The organism is Cytophaga sp., assembly GCF_051961495.1.
Lineage (GTDB): Bacteria > Bacteroidota > Bacteroidia > Cytophagales > Cytophagaceae > Cytophaga.
Genome location: NZ_JBQCDF010000247.1, coordinates 1 through 20,639 on the forward strand (window position 1 = coordinate 1; position 20,639 = coordinate 20,639).

The 20,639-nt window shown below is 39.8% G+C and carries 21 protein-coding genes and 1 pseudogene; 4 read left to right on the forward strand and 18 right to left on the reverse strand.

The window, feature by feature from the left end; genetic code table 11:
* From ACTHJT_RS13410 to ACTHJT_RS13440, 7 genes and pseudogenes are all read right to left on the reverse strand, one after another.
* A pseudogene (locus ACTHJT_RS13410) lies at positions 1-305 on the reverse strand (methionine aminotransferase); the annotation flags it as partial.
* 8 nt (positions 306-313) lie between these two features.
* Positions 314-943: a hypothetical protein gene (locus ACTHJT_RS13415; RefSeq protein WP_440238999.1), complete on the reverse strand. Its 630-nt coding sequence runs from the start codon at positions 941-943 to the stop codon at positions 314-316.
* Between the two features lie 175 nt (positions 944-1,118).
* Positions 1,119-1,673 carry a peptide deformylase gene (gene def / locus ACTHJT_RS13420; RefSeq protein ID WP_440239001.1) on the reverse strand — a complete coding sequence of 185 codons (555 nt, stop codon included), beginning with the start codon at positions 1,671-1,673 and terminating at the stop codon, positions 1,119-1,121.
* A 185-nt stretch (positions 1,674-1,858) separates the two neighbouring features.
* Entirely contained in the window at positions 1,859-2,314 is a 456-nt protein-coding gene (ruvX, locus tag ACTHJT_RS13425) for a Holliday junction resolvase RuvX (protein WP_440239003.1), read from the reverse strand.
* A complete protein-coding gene (locus tag ACTHJT_RS13430) occupies positions 2,314-3,057 on the reverse strand; it encodes a hemerythrin domain-containing protein (RefSeq protein WP_440239005.1) in 744 nt (247 codons plus the stop codon). Before ACTHJT_RS13430 ends, ruvX begins: the two co-directional genes overlap by 1 nt.
* Before the next feature lie 185 nt (positions 3,058-3,242).
* Positions 3,243-4,613, reverse strand: coding sequence for an HTTM domain-containing protein (locus ACTHJT_RS13435; RefSeq protein WP_440239007.1), 1,371 nt, complete (start codon positions 4,611-4,613; stop codon positions 3,243-3,245).
* Positions 4,614-4,628: 15 nt separating this feature from the next.
* Positions 4,629-5,765, reverse strand: coding sequence for an imelysin family protein (locus ACTHJT_RS13440; protein ID WP_440239009.1), 1,137 nt, complete (start codon positions 5,763-5,765; stop codon positions 4,629-4,631).
* 250 nt (positions 5,766-6,015) lie between these two features.
* On the opposite strand from ACTHJT_RS13440, the gene ACTHJT_RS13445 reads away from it, so the two are divergent.
* A complete protein-coding gene (locus ACTHJT_RS13445; RefSeq protein WP_440239011.1) occupies positions 6,016-7,644 on the forward strand; it encodes a S41 family peptidase in 1,629 nt (542 codons plus the stop codon).
* A 73-nt stretch (positions 7,645-7,717) separates the two neighbouring features.
* On the opposite strand, the gene ACTHJT_RS13450 is transcribed toward ACTHJT_RS13445, so the two are convergent.
* From ACTHJT_RS13450 to ACTHJT_RS13460, 3 genes are all read right to left on the reverse strand, one after another.
* The gene (locus tag ACTHJT_RS13450; RefSeq protein ID WP_440239013.1) at positions 7,718-9,103 is read right to left on the reverse strand and encodes a di-heme oxidoreductase family protein; all 1,386 of its coding nucleotides are present in this window, start codon (positions 9,101-9,103) and stop codon (positions 7,718-7,720) included.
* Positions 9,104-9,183: 80 nt separating this feature from the next.
* Complete coding sequence (locus tag ACTHJT_RS13455; protein ID WP_440239016.1) at positions 9,184-10,347, reverse strand: imelysin family protein; 1,164 nt, start codon at positions 10,345-10,347, stop codon at positions 9,184-9,186.
* Between the two features lie 298 nt (positions 10,348-10,645).
* Positions 10,646-11,284, reverse strand: a complete 639-nt coding sequence (locus ACTHJT_RS13460) for a LuxR C-terminal-related transcriptional regulator (protein WP_440239018.1) — start codon at positions 11,282-11,284, stop codon at positions 10,646-10,648.
* Between the two features lie 223 nt (positions 11,285-11,507).
* Between ACTHJT_RS13460 and ACTHJT_RS13465 the strand changes: the two genes are divergently transcribed.
* From ACTHJT_RS13465 to ACTHJT_RS13475, 3 genes are read left to right on the forward strand one after another with little or no spacing between them, the layout of a single operon-like run.
* Positions 11,508-12,248, forward strand: a complete 741-nt coding sequence (locus tag ACTHJT_RS13465) for an NTP transferase domain-containing protein (protein ID WP_440239020.1) — start codon at positions 11,508-11,510, stop codon at positions 12,246-12,248.
* A complete protein-coding gene (galK, locus tag ACTHJT_RS13470; RefSeq protein ID WP_440239022.1) occupies positions 12,245-13,405 on the forward strand; it encodes a galactokinase in 1,161 nt (386 codons plus the stop codon). Before ACTHJT_RS13465 ends, galK begins: the two co-directional genes overlap by 4 nt.
* A gap of 2 nt (positions 13,406-13,407) precedes the next feature.
* Positions 13,408-14,355 carry an aldose 1-epimerase gene (locus ACTHJT_RS13475; protein ID WP_440239024.1) on the forward strand — a complete coding sequence of 316 codons (948 nt, stop codon included), beginning with the start codon at positions 13,408-13,410 and terminating at the stop codon, positions 14,353-14,355.
* Positions 14,356-14,435: 80 nt separating this feature from the next.
* Here the strand turns inward: ACTHJT_RS13475 and ACTHJT_RS13480 are convergent, their stop codons facing one another.
* From ACTHJT_RS13480 to rpmB, 8 genes are all read right to left on the reverse strand, one after another.
* Positions 14,436-15,776, reverse strand: a complete 1,341-nt coding sequence (locus ACTHJT_RS13480) for a DEAD/DEAH box helicase (RefSeq protein WP_440239026.1) — start codon at positions 15,774-15,776, stop codon at positions 14,436-14,438.
* Between the two features lie 241 nt (positions 15,777-16,017).
* Positions 16,018-16,569, reverse strand: a complete 552-nt coding sequence (locus ACTHJT_RS13485) for an MORN repeat-containing protein (protein WP_440239028.1) — start codon at positions 16,567-16,569, stop codon at positions 16,018-16,020.
* A gap of 154 nt (positions 16,570-16,723) precedes the next feature.
* Positions 16,724-18,037: a 30S ribosomal protein S12 methylthiotransferase RimO gene (gene rimO, locus ACTHJT_RS13490; RefSeq protein ID WP_440239030.1), complete on the reverse strand. Its 1,314-nt coding sequence runs from the start codon at positions 18,035-18,037 to the stop codon at positions 16,724-16,726.
* 12 nt (positions 18,038-18,049) lie between these two features.
* Positions 18,050-18,538 carry a hypothetical protein gene (locus ACTHJT_RS13495; protein WP_440239032.1) on the reverse strand — a complete coding sequence of 163 codons (489 nt, stop codon included), beginning with the start codon at positions 18,536-18,538 and terminating at the stop codon, positions 18,050-18,052.
* Positions 18,525-19,484, reverse strand: coding sequence for a signal recognition particle-docking protein FtsY (gene ftsY, locus ACTHJT_RS13500; protein WP_440239034.1), 960 nt, complete (start codon positions 19,482-19,484; stop codon positions 18,525-18,527). Before ftsY ends, ACTHJT_RS13495 begins: the two co-directional genes overlap by 14 nt.
* Before the next feature lie 108 nt (positions 19,485-19,592).
* The gene (locus tag ACTHJT_RS13505) at positions 19,593-19,748 is read right to left on the reverse strand and encodes a DUF4295 domain-containing protein (protein WP_440239036.1); all 156 of its coding nucleotides are present in this window, start codon (positions 19,746-19,748) and stop codon (positions 19,593-19,595) included.
* 12 nt (positions 19,749-19,760) lie between these two features.
* Positions 19,761-19,943, reverse strand: coding sequence for a 50S ribosomal protein L33 (gene rpmG, locus ACTHJT_RS13510; RefSeq protein WP_440239038.1), 183 nt, complete (start codon positions 19,941-19,943; stop codon positions 19,761-19,763).
* Between the two features lie 5 nt (positions 19,944-19,948).
* On the reverse strand, positions 19,949-20,191 hold the full coding sequence (gene rpmB, locus ACTHJT_RS13515) for a 50S ribosomal protein L28 (RefSeq protein WP_440239041.1): 243 nt from the start codon (positions 20,189-20,191) through the stop codon (positions 19,949-19,951).
* Positions 20,192-20,639 lie beyond the last annotated feature (448 nt).

Genomic DNA, 20,639 nt, shown 5'->3' on the forward strand with positions numbered 1-20,639 from the left:
CACGCTTCCGTGGCGCCGCAGGTAATTGTAATATCTGTAGCAGGATCATATGTTGCGCCATAAAGTTTTTCAACCTTGGCAGCAAGATTATCAAGCAAAGGTTTTGCTCCCGCCAGTGGTGCATATTGATTAAAGCCCTGCAACATGTATCTATGCACAAGCCCGATCAATTCTTCTGAAGGAAGGAAATCAGGAAAGCCCTGTGCCAGGTTTACAGCTTTGTATTGCTGCGCCATTGCCGACATAGTCGAAAAAATATTAACTCCGATATCCGGCAATTTAGAAGCAATGGCCTGCTGCATCATACGAATGGTTAGTAAGGACTCTTTTCTAATTTTGTACCTGCAGGTAATGTAAACATGGTACTGGAAAGTGTCATTGGTTTTACTTCTGTAGCTACACTTTCAATCACGCATTGATCTGTCTCAATCACCGATTTCAATGGTAATGCTTTTGCTTTTGACAGGTAATAATACCAGTTACCGTATTTGTGTTTTGTATACAATGTAACATCTACCGCCTGCTTGGCATTGTAATAATATTTCTGCACGCCGGATTTACAAGTCATCGTAATTTCATCGCAGGTATAGCCAAGAATAACAGCTGCAGCTTTTTTCACTTCAACTTTTAATACTGAATCAGTATTCACTGCAGCATCGATCCAGAATACAGATGGCGAATTTGACATTTTGCTGTACGATTTATTGTCTTTGTTGATGTACATCTGCCATTGGAAGTAGGTACCATTAGCTACTACTTTATAATCACCGCCTTTGATAAAATACTCCTGCTTGCTGCCCAGCATAGACTCCCACTGCTCATTGCTTACCTGCGGATTTTTTGTTTTGAATGTATTCTTATAAATGATCTCTCCCTGAAAAGTTTGTGCCGTTGTTGCAAACGCCAGACAGGAAACCAAAAGTGCGGTTAGGATTTTTTTCATGTTTGTAAATTTTAAAAGTTAAAGAGTTAAAGAATGGGGGATTAATATTATTTCAATTTAAAAAACCTGTACGGATTTGTAAACGCATGCATGTAAATACTTCAGTTCGTTACCTATATAGGTTTGTACAAATGAATGCTCCGGACCGGAACATTCATTTGCAAGTTCACGGAGGTTATTTTTTAACCGGGAATTTCATGCGGTAAGAAGCATCGCATTCACCTTTGCTGATATTGCTCAACTTCCCTTTCAAAAGTCGTTTTTTAATAGATGATAAATGATCCACAAATAATACCCCTTCAATGTGATCGTATTCATGCTGGATCACACGTGCCGTCATGCCATCAAACTCTTCCACATGCTCTTTCCAATCGGTATCAAAATAACGGATACGAAGATTCGACGGACGGTATACATCTGCCCGAACACCAGGAATGCTTAAACAGCCTTCTTCGTATGGCCATTCGTCGCCCCACTCTTCTTCAATCACCGGATTGATAAATGCCTTACGAACAGAGGCAATATTTTCATCATCAAATACAGATGTATCAATTACAAACATGCGGATATTCAATGCCACCTGAGGAGCAGCCAAGCCTACGCCATGTGCATTTTCCATGGTCTCAAACATGTCTTCCGACAACTTTGCTACATCTAAACTACCTTTTTTAATATCTTGGGCAACTTTCTTCAACACAGGATCCCCGTATGCCACAATCGGATAAATCATATTTTTATTTTAACTATTTTTCCAAATATACAAAAAAATGCTAAAAGCTGGCTTAAAACAGATTGAAAGTGTAGAGTTTAGAGTGTAAAGTGTAATTGTTTCAATACTGAAATTCTATCGAATATTTAAAGTGTCTTAGGCATCGGATTAAAAAAACGCATACACTTTACACTCTAAACTTTCAACTATTCTCCTTCTTCTGGCTTAAAAATCATGTTTGTTGTACCATTCTGCTTCTGTTCCATAAACGACTGCAGAATAATGGTAGCGCTGATCTTGTCAACGGTAGCTTTATCTCTTCTTCCCTTTTTACTCACGCCCCCGGCAATCATGGTATCCAGAGCCATGGAAGAGGTGAAGCGTTCATCTACCCCGTAAATGGGTATGGCAGGAAATGTTTTTTTGATCAGATTGATAAATGCCTTTACATTGGCAGCATTGGAAGATTCTTCATTCTGCAGGGTTCTCGGTAAACCTACCACAAAAGCTTCTACCTGTTCAGTACTCAGGTATTTTTTCAGATACACCACCACATCTTTGGGATGAACAGTATCCAGGGAATTTGCGATGATCTGCATAGGATCTGTACATGCCAGCCCTATCCGTTTTGTTCCGTAATCAAAAGCTAAAATACGCGCCATTAATATGTTTTAATAGATTCCGCAACATATTTTGCCACTTTGGCTTCGAGTTCCAATGCCTTCGGAAACAGTACTTCATTTTCAATACGGGCATGAATAAACAGATCCTGGTCAAATGCCTGCAGTTCTTTTAATACCACTTTCAGGTGTACATCACGCATACCGTCAACAGTATAATTATTGGTCAGGTCACGTATACCTTTCATTTCATCGTCATCATTTTCGTGATGGGCAGCCATGCGCTTGATCGAGTATTTACTCATTACCTCCAGCATCACCGATTCATTGAATGTACTTGCGCTTGCACCATGCAATTTCAATACATAATAAAACAATGAATCTTCTTCATGATAGATGTGCTTGATAAAATCTTCCATTACATATGGGAAGATCAATTTCAGGTCATGTGTTAATTTATCGGTGTCCTGCAGATCAGCGATCAGCCGGGAGATATATGGAAGCTTTTCCTTAATGTATAAATAATGTGCGTGCTTTAAATATTCAATAATCGCATCCACTTCAAAAAACTTAAAGAACTCCGCTCCCGGAAATTCTTCTTCGTGTAACTCTTTAAGTTTGCGCTTAAGCTGCTCTTCTGTAATATCAGAAGTCTGCAGGACTTCTTTCAGCAAAACCGTTTTATGCTCATAGAATTTAACACCAAAAAAATACAAGGCATGCGCCAATACATAATCATTTTCTACCAGTTCCTGTAGACTTTTATTTACATTCAGATTCTGCATAGGATTGTGTGATAAGTTCTTATATAAATATAGAAAAAAGGTTTTTGCTCAACAATGACTTACCTCATCTTAGTTATAAACACCCCTGTTTTACACATCTACAGCAATAAAATCTTCATCATTTATTTTACCGGTCACATATTTGTTGCAGAAAATCGTTTACTGTACCTAAGCCTTATCCGTGATTATTCCTGAGCAGAAGGGAGAATCCAGATCTTCGGCATGAACGAATCTGTTTCTTTCATCAGATCAACCGTCGAATCAATAAACGGTTTACTTGGCCGGCCATTGAGGGCCACATAACTGCGTACCCGTACTTCAGGATTCCGGATGCCTCTTTCATGATATACTTTCCCGATGTGATGTGCATATTGCAAAATCATGTCCGGTTGTGTACTCATCATTTTTTCCTGCTGCGCCGTTAAGAATTCGTGATTGTTTACTTCTGTCTGCCAGCCGGTTTCTGGATCGCGGACATAAAAATAACATACCCCCATTTTTTCCATCAGCATGACGCGCCAGGAAAAACGATAACCTTGTTCTGTCCAGAATAATTTATCCGGATACAGTACATAACGGAATGGAAAAAGTAATTGAAAGCATACGTACAACATCAATGTAGAAACAAGCACCTTTTTTGCCCAATCAGAGGAAATACTGAAATACACATTTACCATCATTTCATTCCTTTGCACGGGCAATATTTTTTTTAACCATTGAATGATCCGGATATGAAATTCCGCAGGGAAAAAAATCAGGGTTGCGCCAATCATCACAAATGGGAACATGCCGATCTGGAACAAAATCCGTGTCATGATGTGGAAGAAAAGCACCAGCATATAGGCGAAGATTCTGAATCTGTTTGTAAGCAGCAAAAAAGGAATACTTAAATCATACAGCATGCCGAACCAGCTGAAGAAGAAGGGTACCCAGCTGTAATTAAAAAGCCAGCCGATCCATGCAAGATCATTTCTTGAGATCAGCCAGATCTTTAACGGCATGGCTTCAAACAACCAGTCGTAATTTATTTTAGCCAGACCTGCATAAAAATAAACAATAGCCAATTGCAATTGAATCATGTGAATATAAACGACCGGAATATGAGAGACTGCAAGAAGAGGTTTTCGCCAGGTATCAACCGAAAAGCTTCTGTGGGCAGGCATGAATAACATGATCAACGAAACCAGGCTGATGAAATAATAGTGATTGAGATAATTTGTCTGGTCGATCAGTTCGGTATATGTAAAGGTTAAAAATGACAGGATGGAAAACACCCGGTACCACGCACCAAGCATAACCATAAAAAAACTAAACGCCATCAGTACATATACCAGCAGCATGGCTTGTTCATTCATGGGCTTTACCCATGCAAATCCATAATAAGAAAAAAAGAATTTTGGTACGCCGTAAAATAAATGCACCCAGTCATTGAACATAAAGCGCAGCGTACTGTAAGTCATTACTGCACCGTATACGATTCTAAAAACAACAAGCGGAGCAATTGAAGTGCTCCGCTTGAAATAAGATCGCATATAAATCTGTAGAGATGTATTCATGAATGAATAAGTGAATTAATCACCATCAGTATCTCCGTAAGAGATCATCACTCCTATCGCCGATGCCATGTCAACCTTCAGCATGGTCAATAAAGTCAATGTTTCATCGTAAGCAGCCTGCACCGCCTGTTTGCCTGCAGGATCCTGAACGGCTGTAGAGATCGGACCCGGTATCGCATTTAATTTAGCCTCTACACGTGCAATCTGAAGCTGAATATTTGTATCCAGTTCTCTTTGATCGATTGCCACCAGATAGTCGTCGAAACCATAGGCGTCAATGCCGTTTACTGTAATTCCTCGATATAATCTGCGGATTGCTTCAATGCTTGCTTTTGCCAATACCAGAGAAGAATCGGAATGATAACCTTCACATTTAAACGGATTCACAACCGATGGATCGAGCACAGCATTCTGAATGATATTTAATGGAACGCCTAATTTGTAATTCTTAACATTTTCAAGATCCGACACCATCATATTAATGGTTTGCGAAGTTGAACTTCCAAGGTCAATACCTGTGTTACTTGTATAAATAACAATGAAATTTGCTCCGGATGAATTCCAGTTCTTAAACGTTGTTTCAATTCTGGTTTTAAGATTTGAACTGACAGCTTTTAAGAAATCACAACGCCTGGAAGCAAGAGAAGATACGCTGAATGAATCAACGATCTGCTGATCGGTTTGGCTTTTCTGATACAGCAAATAATCAATTGTCGGAAAGCCTGAATATGTTGCGCTGCCTGTAGAAGGAATATTGGTAAGGCCGGATTCTATTTTTGTTTTGATCAATGCAGTATCGGAAGGGAATGCATTCACCGATTTTGTTTCCAGCATAACGGTTGAAGCAGTTGCCGGTCCGAATTCAAACTGCGCCACATATTCCCAGGCAACGTATGCTTTGTAGAATTTAGATCTCAATGTCTGCAGTCCGTCAGTTGTTGGCGCTGCAGTAAACGCTTGAACTTCCGTATCAAAATCATTGAAAGCTGTTTGTAAATTCAAATATCTGCCATAGATGACATTATATCCAATGTTTCCGATCAAAGGTTCACGGTTAGCCTGTTTTACAGTTGTACCGTCATCATGCTTTTTTTTACAAGCCGCTGTTACCACTAAACAGATGCCCATAAATACAATTGAAAGTTTATTCATTAACTGATAATTTTCTTAATATTATAATTGAACTGTTGTATGAAATCCCTGCTACTACATTCTATTTGTATTCAAAAAAGTAGTATGTTTGTTTTGCCGGAAGCAGTTCAGTTTGTACAGAATTTACTTTCTACACATTTCCAAAGTTACTAAGGAATTCCTACAGCAACAATGTTATTTAGAACTATTTCAAATAAGAATCGGTTAAATTTCAAAGGAATAAGCATACATAAATAAATCAAATCACAATATGGAGGATCAAAAACCCAAAAACTCTCTTTTTCAGATGCGTTTACCCATTTTTCTGGCATTGGCTGTTATCTGCGGAATCTTCATTGGCGCTGCTATATCTAAAAAAGGTACTGAACAGAATGTAGCAGGAAATTATTTACGGTTTGCTGAAATACTGGGCCGTATCCAGGAAGATTATGTAGACACCGTGAATGTAGACGAGCTGGTTGATTACTCAATCAACCAGATGCTGGAAAAACTGGATCCACATACTTCTTATATTCCCGTTAAAGACCGGCAAATGGCAGACGCGCATTTAGAGGGCGACTTCGAAGGCATCGGTATTGAATTCAATATTATCAAAGATACCATTTATGTAGTGACACCTATCAGCGGCGGACCTTCAGAGAAAGCAGGTCTGATGGCGGGCGATAAAATCATAAAGGTAGACAGTATACAAATGGCCGGTAATGGCGTAACCTCTGCTGATGTGTTCAAACGCTTACGCGGTAAAAAAGGAACAAAGGTGATTCTGACTGTTAAACGTAAGTCATCCAGCAAACTGTTAACCTACACAATCATTCGTGATAAAATTCCAACGTATTCGATTGATGCAGCTTATATGATTGATAAAACAACCGGCTATATTAAGATCAGCCGTTTTGGCGATAAAACCTATAATGAATTCCTTGCAGCCCTGGCGGATTTAAAATCTCAGGGTTTACAACGATTAATGATTGACCTGAAAGATAATGGCGGCGGCTATCTTGACCGTGCTACAAATATTGCGGACCAATTGATCCCGGGCAATAAAATGATTGTTTATACAGATGGTAAAGGAACGAAATACGACCAGGAGATCCGTGCAAGTATTGCAGGAGCTTTTGAATCAGGACCAGTAGTTGTATTGATCAATGAAGGAAGTGCATCTGCCTCTGAAATTTTATCGGGCGCAATACAGGATAATGACAGAGGTTTAATTGTCGGAAGAAGATCCTTCGGTAAAGGATTGGTTCAGATACCAATCAACCTGACCGACGGTTCTGAATTACGCTTAACGATTTCAAGATATTATACGCCAAGCGGCAGAAGTATTCAGAAGCCTTACGACAAAGAAGATGTTTCAGCGTATGATTCAGATTTATTATCACGCTATGAGCACGGTGAGTTTTTCCATGCAGATAGTATTCACTTTAATGATTCATTGAAATTCAAAACTTCAAAAGGCCGCACGGTTTATGGCGGCGGCGGTATCATGCCGGATATTTTTGTTGGCCGTGATACGTCAGAGTATACAAAGTATCTGATGGAATTGTTTAACCAAAACGTAATCCGCGAATATACTTTAAACTACTATCAAAATAATAAGGCAACCTTAAGCGCCATGTCTTTTGAAGATTATTTCAAATCGTTTACAGTAACAGATGCGATGTTGAAAGACTTGATTGATCTTGCTGCTAAAACAGGTGTTAAATATAATGATGCCCAGTTTAAACGTTCAAAAGACTTTATCAGGAACAATGTTAAAGCCTATATTGCGCGGAGCGCCTGGGGCAATAAAGGCTTTTACCAGATATACAATCTCAAGGATGAAATCTATAACAAAGGATTAAGCTCGTTTAAGGAAGCAGAGAAGATCAGCGAATAAGAAAGTAGAATATAAAAAAGAAAGGGTAGTGAAAATTTCACTGCCCTTTCTTTTTTATAGTAATAATTTCCGCTTATAAAGATTCAAGGAAACTAATCAGAGCAGCTCTGTCGGCAGCGTTCATATTGATGAATGCATTTTTTGAGAAAGTACCTTCGCCGCCATGCCAGATAATGGCCTCTTCCAGCGTACGCGCTCTTCCATCATGCAATAGAAAACGCCCTCCGTTTACCGTCTTGATCAGGCCAAGCCCCCATAATGGTGGTGTTCTCCATTCATTGCCGGTTGCCAGATAATCCGGTCTGCCATCAGCAAGTTCACTGCCCATGTCATGCAATAAAAGATCTGTATATGGCCTGATCTTTTGATTGCTCAACGCGCTGACCGGATGCGTACCTGTTACAAAATAAGGTGTATGGCAAGCGCTGCATTTTGCCTGCGTGAATAATTCTTTTCCACGTAATACCTGATCATCTGCCCAGTTTCTGCGCGCCGGCACAGCAAGTGTCTGGCAATAGAAAATCAATTGATCCAAATCAGCATCCAACATCTCAGGCGTGCCGCCATTTGGCCAGGAACCATAATCAGTAACTTCATCACCAGTCAGGTTTTCATCTGTAAACAAGCGGTTGGTAATGCCCATATCACCCAACGAGGCGCCAGCCGTTTGCTGAGACAGCGTCGGCTGATTTGCTTTCCAGCCAAAACGGCCCAGGTCTGTAGTATTGGTTTCGTAGTTCCATACATAATTCGGCTTTCCGGAAATGCCATCTCCGTTGACATCTGCAATATCCGCCAGGGCCAGAATATCTGTTGCTGGAATAGCCTCCAACAAACCTAATCCCGGTAATTGCTGGGCAAGTCGGGGGCTATACATAATGTCCGAACTTAACGGTCCGTAACCAAGATCTGTAAACGTATATACAGGTGTGCGCAACTCATATGTTGTCCCGTCTTTATATTTTCCGGTTGTTGTAATATACGTAACGCTTACATTTCCTTCAGCAGTAGCGCTGGTTGTAGCTCCGGCATAAATACCGTGATTGCTTAACTGTCCGCCATATTGCGGATCACCCATCGGACCGCCATGCGCGTCTTCGCCGGAGACACTCAAACGGAACAACAAGCCTCCAAGATCGTCTCCCGGGTTTGCAGGCGGCAAGCCTCTTCCATCCAATTTATGACAGCCTGAACACGAACGCGCATTGAACAACGGCCCTAAACCATCCACGCCAGTTGTAGAAGAAGGCGCCACAACCCAACTTGTTTTAAAAATAGAATTCCCCAGGCCAAATTTATTTTTTTCTGCCTGCGATAAATTAGCGGCAGCAAACCCGAAAGCATTCATGGATTTGTCAAATATAGTCGTAGCACCACCGGAAAGTTCTTCTCCGTCTTCTGCACCTGAATTCCTGGTTGGCGTCAAAGGATCATCAGACTTATGATGACAGAATTGCATCGTGGTCAAGGAAATAAATATAATGACCGTTAGGATTAAACTTGTTTTCTTAAACATCGAGTGAATAAGGAAATAATGTATTAGTTAATAATCATGCCCAATTTAGCACCTGCCGTCTGGATTTGTGCAGCTTCTTCGTGCAGGGCATCAATCGCATTCTGTACGCGGATTCTGCCGGCAGGGTTTGTTGTTACAATTTCATTATCAAATGGTGCATGTATTGCTGCTATTTTCACATCTGCGTCATAGATTCTGTTTAAAACAATTGAATCTGTTTTAAAGTCTGCAGCTTTAACAAGTTCAGATAAACTTGTTCCTTTTACGATCGAACCATCGATACGAACATATTCACCCAGATACACATTTCTAATTCCCTTCTGACCAAGAATAATATCATTATTTGTCTGATCACTGAAGCAGGATTGTTCCTGTTCCTGTTTTCCACTCGTTAAAGCGTTTTGCATGCGCTCTACAGACAATTCACCATCTGCATAACGGAAATCTCCCATGAAGATATTGGCAAGAGAACCTGAAACATCTGCAATAAACCGTGCTCTGTAATTCGATGCACCTGGCTTCCATTCACCAACCAGTGTATTTAAATTGTCAATCAGCAAATCAATACATGCTAATAAGTACTGGCCTCTGCGAGCCTGATTTGAATTTGTACCTGACCCGTCTGTAATGTAATCTGTATAAGGTCTGTCGCCAGGACCAGTTGCTGATAAATCCTGTCCCCATAATAAGAATTCAATGGCATGGTAGCCGCAGCTTACTCCATCTTCACCCTGAGTCTGATTATTATTGGCAATCACTTCTTTACTGATTACAGGAAAGTTCGTGACATCATTAATAATCCCAGCTGTAGAATTTCCGTCTACATAATCAATATATGCTTCATCCAACGGCCAGGAATTTATTAAACCTTCAAGGCCTCTGTCATCATCAATCGGACCAGCATAAAAACGAAAAGCTTCACTTTGAATATATGGTGTACGCGAAGCGATATAAGCAGCGCGTACAGTTTCCAAACCAGCCTGAGAAGGTGCGGCAATAAAATCTGCTGCTGCTGTTCTCAGATTCTGGGCTGTAATTTTTGAATCTTCATACGTTGCCAATACAATATTTGCATAATTTTCTACTACCAATGCCTTGTTATCGACAGGAGCAGGATCTTCTTTTTTCTTGCAGGAAAACTGAGCCATTAATGCTGTCGCAATGGCCAAAACGTATATTCTTTTCATAATTGAATGTTGATGTATTATTTAATGATTATAGTTCATCAAAGTTAACTATATTAATTTAGACTTATTATAAATTAATATAGATTATACGGAAAAATTTTACAAAATATTAATTATCAAATAATTAAAATATTTACAAAGCTTGCAGATTTCATACAGATTTTAATCAATGCCATTCACACTGATATTCAATGATTATTTTTTAATAAGCAATGATTGCAAATTCATTAAAAAATAAATCGTCCTCCCCCTTTCTGAAGAGAACGATTCAGACAATTAACACTATTAAAAAACAGAATCAGTTCCTGGAAACAATTTTATTATCCAGTGCCCAGATGATTAAATCAGTGGATTTCTTTACGCCTGCTTTTTTCATAATATTCCGGCGATGTGTTGCGATCGTTTTTTCGCTTATAAATAAGATGTCTGCGATCTGCTCATTAGAGCGTCCTTTACAGATATATCGGAGGATCTCCAGCTCACGATCAGAAAATATCGAATCCGGACTTTCATTATTTAAAAGCCCTTTCAGCAACACCTGTGTAACATCACTTACATAATACTCTTTATTATGATATACCTGCTGAACAGCATGCAGTAATTCATCGCGGGAAACATTTTTGCGTACAAAACCTGTAACACCCGCACGAATAGCCATTACCAAGGGCAGTTCACAATCACAATCAGAAATGATCAGGAATTTTACTTTGGAGTGCACATGTTTTAGTTCTTCAATCAGATTACGCACCGGCTGCTGGCACAAATTCAGCTCAAAAATCAACACATCGGGTTGAACATGCTGTATAGACTCTGCCAAATGATTTAAGTTGTTTGATTCTCCGACAATTTCAATGTCTTTGCTTTGTTTCAATGACTTTTTAACACCTTCTCTTATTAGGTAATAATCGTCTGCTATATAAACTTTAATCTTATCCATATTATTTAGAATAATTCTAAACATTATGCAAAGTAGTACTTTAATCTAACAAGACCTAATTATTTAGAACTGGTCTAAACAAAAATAGTTTATCAGTTGATTATCAATTAAAAACAGCCAATACCTTTAGTTAATCCTGGTTGATTTTAGTAACAATTTCATAATTGCATCTTTTTCAGGTTGAAAACCATTTCTCCTAACTAGCATAAAATTAATAACCGTTATGGCACTCGCAATTATTCTTGCTGCAGGCAAAGGAACGCGCATGCGTTCATACTTACCGAAACCCCTTGTTTCTTTTAAAGAAAAACCGATTGTCCTCCACATCATAGAAGCATTTGAAAAAGCGGGCATTGAGGAAATTAACCTGATTGTTGGCTATGAAGCACCTAAGGTGATATCAGTGATTGAAGACAAAGCGAATTATATTCTTCAACCCAAACAAAACGGAACGGCCGATGCGGTGAAGCAGGCGAAAAACCATGTTCACTGGAAAGGACAGAATGTTTTTGTATTTGTCGGCGATGCTCCTTTGATCACACCTGAAACGATCCATGCACTGGAACTGCACCACATAAAGACAGGTGCCGGCTGCACCTTCCTTACAGCTACGTTTGACATTGATCTTCCTTATGCACGTGTAATAAGAAATGATGCCGGTGTTGTAATCGGCTGTGTCGAAGAACGTAACGCAAACAAGGAGCAATTAAAGATCAGAGAACTTCTCTCTTCGCATTTTATTTTTAAAGGTGATGATCTGTTTGAACTGCTTGACAGCATAGAACCTGATCCAAAGAATGATGAATACTATTTAACAGACATCATTCAAATCTTTTTGTCTAAAGGCTTAAAAGTTGAAGCACTGTCAATTGACCACTACCAGGAACTGGTAGGCTTAAATACCCCGGAAGATCTGCAATGGGCAGAACAATTTGTTTCAAGCATACAACCCAACGTATTATGATCACGGAAAAAAATTTAACGGAGGCTGAACAACTGTTTACGAATGTATTTAAAACAGAGCCAGCCTTTATCAGCAAGGCTCCGGGAAGAATTAACATCATAGGCGAGCATACCGATTATAATTTCGGTTTATCAATGCCCTGCGCCATCAATCGCTGGATCCTTGTTTCCTTCTCTCCAAGAAACGACAACCGCATGCATGTAATCAGCCATGATTTTCATGAGCAGCTGGAGATCGGGATGGATGAGCCTTACACGCCAGACAACGATTGGAAAAAATATGTGTATGGGTGTATTGAAATCATTTCAGCACTGAAAAAACCTGAACATGGCTTTAATGCGTTCATACAGGGAAATGTCCCCGTGGGTTCGGGCGTATCTTCTTCTGCGGCACTTGAAGTTGCATTTATGAACGGGTTGAATGAATTATATAACCTGCAACTCGACCGACTTGCCATCATTAAATTATGTCAGCGTGTTGAACATGAATACCTGCATGTAAAAAGCGGCTTGCTGGATCAGTATGCATCGCAGTTTTCAAAGGCAAATAATTTCCTGGTGCTGGACTTTCAACAGATGTCGCACAGATATGTATCAGCTGCACTTGAAAATCATTGTTGGGTGCTATGCAATTCTATGGTTGCCCGTACGCTTGCAGGAAGTAAATACACCGAACGTGTTGAAGAAACGCAGCAGGCATTAAAAGAACTTAAAACATATTTTCCTGAGGTCAAACATTTCAGGGATATTAAAGAAGCGCACATTCCTGCATTAAAAAATCCGGTTCATCAAAAACGTATTAAACATTATGTGCTGGAAAACAAACGTGTTGAAGATTCGGTTCTTGCTTTACAAAAAAATGATCTTACACGTTTCGGTGCTTTATTAAGCGCTTCTCATATTTCACTGCGTGACTTGTACGAAGTAAGCTGCACAGAAATTGATTTTCTGATGGGGCAGGCTGTACTGCTTCCCTATTGTCTTGGCAGCAGGATCATGGGCGGTGGCTTTGGCGGCTGCACGATCAACCTGGTTGAAAAAGATAAAGCAAAAGAATTTTCCACGCACATAAAATCTGTATATAAAAAACAATTTAACAGGAACGCAGAAATCAATGAGTACCATGCTGTTGATGGCGCATCCATAATCCTTGTATAAATATGTTTAAAATCCAAACAGACGATTTTGAAGGAATTGAAGTGATTACATTAGTCAATACAATTTCTGAAGAATATGCCTCTATCATTCCTTCTCATGGCGGTACGATCCACGAATTGGTACTGCAAAAGGAAAATATTCTGTATGATATCATCAGCAGAAATGCAACCCGGGAAGAGCTTATAGCCGAAGAAAAGAATTATTACCGGGGTGCAAAATTAAGTCCGTTCCCAAACAGAATTAATAATGGCGAATATGAATTCAATGGCAACAGATATTCATTAAGGAAGAATGACAATGATACGCATGCCTTGCATGGCCTGTTATGGAACAAAGATTTTACAATCATTGAACAGCAAACATCTCTGGAAGAAGCCATACTTATTTTAGAATATTCATATCACAAAGAGGTTGAAGGTTATCCATTCTCTTATACAACAACCGTGAGCTACCAGCTTGACCTGAATGGTTTAACGGTATCCACTACTGTGTTGAATACAACAGACACGCCAATTCCCATCGGCGATGGCTGGCATCCTTACCTTAGCACAGGGATAGAAATAAACCAGTTGAAACTTCAGATTCCTTCTACCAGAAGAATTGAAACAGATACTACTTTAATTCCTACAGGAAGAATTGTGGAAGAACATTTCTTTTCAGAATTATCGTCAATAGGAAATCAAACACTTGACACTTGTTTCATTCTGGATAAAGAAAATAAAACATCGGAAACAATTTTATTTGATGAAGAACAGAATATAAGTATTGTCTTGTGGCAGGAAACAGAAGATGCATATCCGTTCCTGCATATTTATACACCGCCAGACCGCATGTCGATCGCGTTGGAGCCCATCAGCTGCATCCCGGATATGTTTAACAACAAGGCTTCCATGGATATCTTACAGGCCAATGAAAGCCGGCAATATACCTTTGGAATAAAAATCCGGTAGCACATTCAGATTGAAAAAGAGAAAGCCTTCATGCGTTTGCAAACACATGAAGGCTTTCTCTTTTAATAAATTAAAAATCTCTATTCTGCTTCGAACTTAGGCGTTTCCCGCGCTACTTCGATCTTTACTTTACGACCTTTTATTTTTTCTTCTTTCACCAATTTAACCACAGCCGAAACTTTATTGCGTTTAACGGCAGCATAGGAAAACTGATCTTTCACTTCAATCAGGCCTAATTCATCTTTCTCTAACATTCCTTTCTTAGACAGGAAACCAACGATATCTACTTTATTGATCTTATCTTTTTTTCCTGCACTGATGAATAATGTTTCCCACTGCGGCGCCACGGGTTTTACTTTTTGATCTGACAGCTTCAATACATCAGGCTTGGCAGTAATGTACTCCGGCAGCAGCACATCTTTATGCAACAGCATATATGCGTTACCGGTAGATCCCATGCGCGCTGTACGTCCGTTTCGATGTGTAAAGGCATCGATTTTATGCGGCATCTGATAATGCACCACATGTTTAACATCGGGTATATCCAATCCGCGTGCGGCAAGGTCTGTTGTGACCAGTACATTGGTGCTGCCATTCCTGAATTTCGTTAACGTACTCTCCCGGTAACGCTGTTCAAGTCCGCCGTGAAAATTATTATTTACAATGCCGTGTTCGGTCAGGTAGCTGCACACGTTTTCAACTTCATCGCGCTGGTTACAGAATACGATGACGGATTCATTTCCGATCTGACAGATCAAACGCAGTAAAGTGTCCAATTTATCTCTTGTATCTGAAAGAACGGTTTTTAGAGATAAACCGCTGGCTTGTCCGGTGATATAATTCAACGTTACCGGACTCTGCATACCTGTAAAATCAGGTATTTTAATCGCTTGTGTGGCTGAAGTCAAAATACGTTTTTTGATATTGGTAAGCTTACCGATAATGATTGCCATGTCTTCCTGAAAGCCCATTTCAAGAGACTTATCAAATTCATCCAGCACCAGTGTTTTCACATCATCCAGATTGATATTGCGTCTGTTGATGTGATCAACAATCCTGCCCGGCGTACCGATAAGTAATGCCGGCGATTGCGCCAGGTTATTTTCTTCTATCTCCATGGGGTGTCCTCCATAACAACAGGTAACTTTAAAACCAGTCTTCAGACTTTTAAACACCGACTCAATCTGTAATGCCAGCTCTCTGGAAGGTACAATCACCAATGCCTGGATAGAAGTTGATGTTATAGAAAGTTTTTCAAACACCGGTAATAAAAAGCCCAGAGTCTTTCCTGATCCTGTAGGCGAAAGTAAAATCACATCGCTGGCTTTTGCATTGGCCGCCAACGAATCTTCCTGCATTTGATTCAGAGATTCGATGGATAGATTGCTGAGCAATTGCTCTATGGTTGGTTTATCTGACATGGATGGTAGTATCTTAACGAATTATTTCTATTATAAAATTCCAAATAACAAAACACAAATTCTAAACTGAGGATAGCGTCATATTATTTGAATATTTTTTTGATCTTAATTATATTAAAAACTCTCTGCCTTGGTTGTTTCAACCAAGGCAGAGAGTTTTAGTTTCTTCGGTTTGGAATTTGTTTTTTTGTTATTTGGAATTTACTCGAGTATAGTCTGCACTCCTTAGCAAAGCAACCATTTACTTAATAAACAAATTATCTTTCCACTTACCGGTATAGACAGATCCATCTGCATAAGTAAGTGTGCCTTTGCCATTCTGCATATTGTTTGCCCATTGGCCTGTATACACATCACCGGTATGCCATGAATAAGTGCCTTGTCCATGCATCAGATCATTTTTCCATTCGCCATCATATACATCTCCATTCGGCCATTTCATAATGCCTTTGCCACACTTCAGGTCTTCCTTATAGGTTCCTTTAAATATCTGTCCGTCCGGCCATATATAGGTGCCTTCGCCAGACAGTTTAGAATCCAGCCAGCCGCCGGTGTACTGATCGCCGGAAGGCCATTTGATTTTACCCTGCCCGCTCATTTTATTCTCTACCCACTGACCTTCATAGATAGTGCCTTCAGCCCAGATCATAACGCCATAGCCTGTTGCTTTTCCATTCACATAACCGCCAATGTATTTACTTCCGTCTTCATAGAAAAGCGTATCCTTCAGCTGTTGCGCATTTGAAGCGCATACAGAAATACAGAAAATAAAAACGATTGAAAAATATTTCATATGAGTATTAGATAAGTTGTGACAGTTTAATAAACATAAGGTACTTCTCTTATTAATCGTAGATTCACTTAAACGTTGTAAAACTGCTTATTTACCCAAAGGGTTTGGTTCGCCGCGGCGAATTGTTTTTTTGTTTCCGCCGCGGCGGATGGATTTACTTTACAATATCACCGAACAGATCAAATTCTGCAGCATCGTTGATTTTTACATTGGCAAAATCACCAATGCGTACATACTGATCTTTTGCGGATACCATCACTTCGTTGTCTACCTCCGGACTGTCATGTTCCGTACGACCGATGAAATAACCGCCTTCTTTACGATCAAACAATACTTTGTACGTATTACCGATTTTCTTTTCGTTCATTTCAGCAGAGATGCCTTCCTGGATTGCCATGATGGTAGCCTGGCGCTCTTCTTTTTCTTCCTGCGGAATAGAATCTTCCATGGTATAGGAATGCGTGTGCTCTTCGTGTGAATAGGTAAATGCACCTAAACGATCAAAGCGTTGTTCTTCTACAAAGGAACATAGTTCATCGAAATCTTTTTCTGTCTCGCCCGGATGACCGATGATCATGGTTGTACGGAATGCAATATCCGGTACTTTATCACGAATGGTTTTAATCAGGTCTTCCGTCTTCGGACGGTCAATACCTCTGCGCATCAGCTTAAGCATATTGCTGGAAGCATGTTGCAGCGGCATGTCAATGTATTTGCATATATTGCTGCGCTCTGCCATTACATCCAGGATGTCCAGCGGGAAGCCCGACGGATAGGCGTATTGCAGACGGATCCAGTCGATGCCTTCCACATCGGAAAGGTTACGGAGCAGATCCGATAAATTTCTTTTCTTATAAATATCCAGGCCGTAATACGTAAGGTCCTGCGCAATTAAAATCAATTCTTTCGTTCCTTTTGCCGCCATGTTTTTCGCCTGCTTGACCAGATCTTCCATCGGTAAAGAAACGTGCTTGCCGCGCATCACAGGAATAGCGCAGAAGGAACACGGACGGTCACAGCCTTCCGCGATCTTCATGTACGCATAATGAGAAGGTGTTGTCAATAAACGTTCACCTACCAGTTCATGCTTATAATCCGCTTTGAATTTTTTCAGAATTGCCGGCAATTCATTTGAACCGAAAAATGCATCTACCTGCGGCATCTCACGCTCCATGTCGTCTTTGTAACGTTGAGACAAACAGCCAGACACATAAATCTTGTCAACCAACCCGTTTTCTTTAGCGTCAATATAGCGAAGGATCGTATCAATGGATTCCTGCTTGGCATTATCAATGAATCCGCATGTATTGATCACTACCACATTTGAATTATCATTTTTTGATTCATGCTCTGCATCAATGCCATTGCCGCGTAATTGCGTCAATAAGTTTTCCGAATCCACCAGGTTTTTTGAACAGCCCAGTGTTACGATATTAACTTTTGTTTTCTGATTGCCTTTTGCTTTCACTACAGTCCGCTTTTATTCTGAATATTTTGCTTTGTAATCAATATACACATTCAATGTTGAGACAGAATCCTTGAATACCTGAACCGGCAAGATCAAACCATCGTCACTTACATGCGTGTATAAACGTTCATTCTCTTCAACAACTACAGAATACATGCCCGGCTTTAATGTGCCTGCATATTTTCCGCTCTTATCCGATTTTGTTGAATCTATGATATCCGTGTGTATGGTACCGATAAACGAGTTCCCGTCTAATTCCACTTGCTGCAAACCTGTAAGTTCGTAGAAGTATATTTTCCGTGAAACGCCAACAACCGTTCCGTTGCTGATCAGGTTATCCCGGTTATCAAACGTTCCTTCCTTGTAGATCACTTTCCCTTTAATACCTTGTTTGGGTTCAGCCGGGTCTGCTTCTACAGCATTGAACGGCAGTTGGCTCTCTTTACAGGAAGTAAAAAGAATAACTGCAAAAAAAATAAAGTAAAGATTATGCGTTTTCAAACAGTGAATCAACGAATTCATGTTTATTAAATACTTGTAAGTCTTCCATTTTCTCTCCTACACCAATGTATTTAACGGGGATCTGGAATTGGTCTGAGATACCTATAACAACGCCGCCTTTCGCGGTTCCGTCAAGTTTCGTAATGGCAAGAGAAGTAACCTCTGTTGCTTTTGTAAATTCACGTGCCTGTATAACCGCGTTCTGCCCGGTACTGCCATCCAGCACAAGCATGACATCATGCGGTGCCTCCGGAATGAATTTCTGGATCACACGTTTGATCTTTGAAAGCTCATTCATCAGATTCACTTTTGTATGTAGACGGCCTGCAGTATCAATAATTACAACATCCGCTTTCATGTCAACGGCCTGCTTTACCGCATCGAAAGCCACTGCCGCCGGATCGGTGTTCATGCCATGAGAAATTACAGGTACACCAACACGCTTACCCCAAAGTTCCAGCTGGTCAACAGCCGCAGCCCGGAATGTATCAGCAGCACCCAATACAACTTTTTTCCCGTTGTTGTGATAATGTGATGCCAGTTTACCAATTGTAGTTGTTTTACCAACTCCGTTTACTCCAACAACCATAATCACAAAAGGTACATTACCGGTATCCGGCAATTCAAATTCTTTTGTTTCAGGTACAGCATCTCCTACCAGTAAAGCTGCGATCTCTTCTTTCAGGATACGGTTCAGCTCATTGGTATTAACATATTTATCTCTTGAAGCACGGTCCTGAATGCGACCGATGATTTTCAGCGTTGTTTCAATGCCGACGTCTGAAGTAACCAATACCTCTTCCAGGTTATCCAGCACTTCATCATCAACCTGAGTTTTGCCCAATATGGCTTTGCTCAGTTTTGAAAAAAAACTGGTTTTGGTTTTTTCTAACCCTTTATTTAATGTTTCTTTTTTCTCTTTGGAGAAAAAACTAAATAATCCCATGATTACCTGTATCTAAACAACTATTTGTAATACTAGTACTTTAACAAATATAAAACAAAAAAAGTCCCTGAGGGGACTTTCTTGTAAGAATATGCTAATGAGGTAGAATTACTTTTTTAAAGCTTCCTGAACATCATTGATAGGTACAATCTCTTCTTTGAAGGTATATGAACCGGTTTTTTCAGTTTTTACAGCTCTGATGATTTTAGCAAATCCTTTTGTAGGATCTGTATTTTTCAACGTTGCAACTACTTTCTTTGCCATAGTAGTAAGTGATTATTTAATTTCTTTGTGAATAGTATATTTCTTAAGAATCGGGTTGTATTTTTTCAACTCGATACGCTCAGGCGTGTTCTTACGGTTTTTAGTTGTGATATAACGGCTTGTACCAGCTAACCCTGTAGCTTTATGTTCAGTACATTCCATGATCACCTGGATTCTGTTTCCTTTTTTAGCCATGATTATTAATATTTTTTAAGGTGACCCGCCTCAGTAGCTTTTTCTAAAACTGCAGATAAACCTTTTGAACTAATGGTCTTAATTGCTTTTGCAGATAACTTCAATGTTATCCATCTGTTTTCTTCGGAAAGGAAGAAACGTTTCTTCTGAATGTTAGGAGCGAATGTTCTCTTCGTCTTGTTATTCGCGTGAGAAACATTGAACCCTGTTCTTGTTTTCTTTCCTGTTATTTGACAAACTCTGGCCATGACAATACTATTCTTACTTTGTAATAGGGTTGCAAATATCTGAATAAATCCGTTAAAGACCAAACTCTCCTAAAAAATTCTTGTAAAAATTCTCCTTTTGTGGAAAAAAGAGTCTAAAAATAGGTATTTACTCTCAATATGAGTGGTTTCTGGTGAAAAAATCTCTGCCCTGCGATCCGATACGGCTTTTAGCCCCTTCCTATCTGGCTATCAATTGGGAATTTGGCACCTTCCTGTATTAGAAAGATATAGGACAAAGATGGAACTGTGGTGGGACAGAGGTGGGATAAAGGTGGGACAAGGGTGGGACAACTATGAGAAATATAAGCTTCCGGCTACTGTAAATATGGTCTTTCATTAAACTCCTGATAGAATGCATTGAATGTCCTTACCGGTATTTTTATCCGCCCCTGGAGAGTAATACACCGCGGCGAACGCAGGCTATACA

What these genes read in the sequence shown, in the direction of transcription:
- ACTHJT_RS13415 (WP_440238999.1), bottom strand. Translation starts at nt 943, where the DNA reads ATGAAAAAAATCCTAACCGCACTTTTGGTTTCCTGTCTGGCGTTTGCA.
- def (WP_440239001.1), bottom strand. Translation starts at nt 1,673, where the DNA reads ATGATTTATCCGATTGTGGCATACGGGGATCCTGTGTTGAAGAAAGTT.
- ruvX (WP_440239003.1), bottom strand. Translation starts at nt 2,314, where the DNA reads ATGGCGCGTATTTTAGCTTTTGATTACGGAACAAAACGGATAGGGCTG.
- ACTHJT_RS13430 (WP_440239005.1), bottom strand. Translation starts at nt 3,057, where the DNA reads ATGCAGAATCTGAATGTAAATAAAAGTCTACAGGAACTGGTAGAAAAT.
- ACTHJT_RS13435 (WP_440239007.1), bottom strand. Translation starts at nt 4,613, where the DNA reads ATGAATACATCTCTACAGATTTATATGCGATCTTATTTCAAGCGGAGC.
- ACTHJT_RS13440 (WP_440239009.1), bottom strand. Translation starts at nt 5,765, where the DNA reads ATGAATAAACTTTCAATTGTATTTATGGGCATCTGTTTAGTGGTAACA.
- ACTHJT_RS13445 (WP_440239011.1), top strand. Translation starts at nt 6,016, where the DNA reads ATGGAGGATCAAAAACCCAAAAACTCTCTTTTTCAGATGCGTTTACCC.
- ACTHJT_RS13450 (WP_440239013.1), bottom strand. Translation starts at nt 9,103, where the DNA reads ATGCAATTCTGTCATCATAAGTCTGATGATCCTTTGACGCCAACCAGG.
- ACTHJT_RS13455 (WP_440239016.1), bottom strand. Translation starts at nt 10,347, where the DNA reads ATGAAAAGAATATACGTTTTGGCCATTGCGACAGCATTAATGGCTCAG.
- ACTHJT_RS13460 (WP_440239018.1), bottom strand. Translation starts at nt 11,284, where the DNA reads ATGGATAAGATTAAAGTTTATATAGCAGACGATTATTACCTAATAAGA.
- ACTHJT_RS13465 (WP_440239020.1), top strand. Translation starts at nt 11,508, where the DNA reads ATGGCACTCGCAATTATTCTTGCTGCAGGCAAAGGAACGCGCATGCGT.
- galK (WP_440239022.1), top strand. Translation starts at nt 12,245, where the DNA reads ATGATCACGGAAAAAAATTTAACGGAGGCTGAACAACTGTTTACGAAT.
- ACTHJT_RS13475 (WP_440239024.1), top strand. Translation starts at nt 13,408, where the DNA reads ATGTTTAAAATCCAAACAGACGATTTTGAAGGAATTGAAGTGATTACA.
- ACTHJT_RS13480 (WP_440239026.1), bottom strand. Translation starts at nt 15,776, where the DNA reads ATGTCAGATAAACCAACCATAGAGCAATTGCTCAGCAATCTATCCATC.
- ACTHJT_RS13485 (WP_440239028.1), bottom strand. Translation starts at nt 16,569, where the DNA reads ATGAAATATTTTTCAATCGTTTTTATTTTCTGTATTTCTGTATGCGCT.
- ftsY (WP_440239034.1), bottom strand. Translation starts at nt 19,484, where the DNA reads ATGGGATTATTTAGTTTTTTCTCCAAAGAGAAAAAAGAAACATTAAAT.
- ACTHJT_RS13505 (WP_440239036.1), bottom strand. Translation starts at nt 19,748, where the DNA reads ATGGCAAAGAAAGTAGTTGCAACGTTGAAAAATACAGATCCTACAAAA.
- rpmG (WP_440239038.1), bottom strand. Translation starts at nt 19,943, where the DNA reads ATGGCTAAAAAAGGAAACAGAATCCAGGTGATCATGGAATGTACTGAA.
- rpmB (WP_440239041.1), bottom strand. Translation starts at nt 20,191, where the DNA reads ATGGCCAGAGTTTGTCAAATAACAGGAAAGAAAACAAGAACAGGGTTC.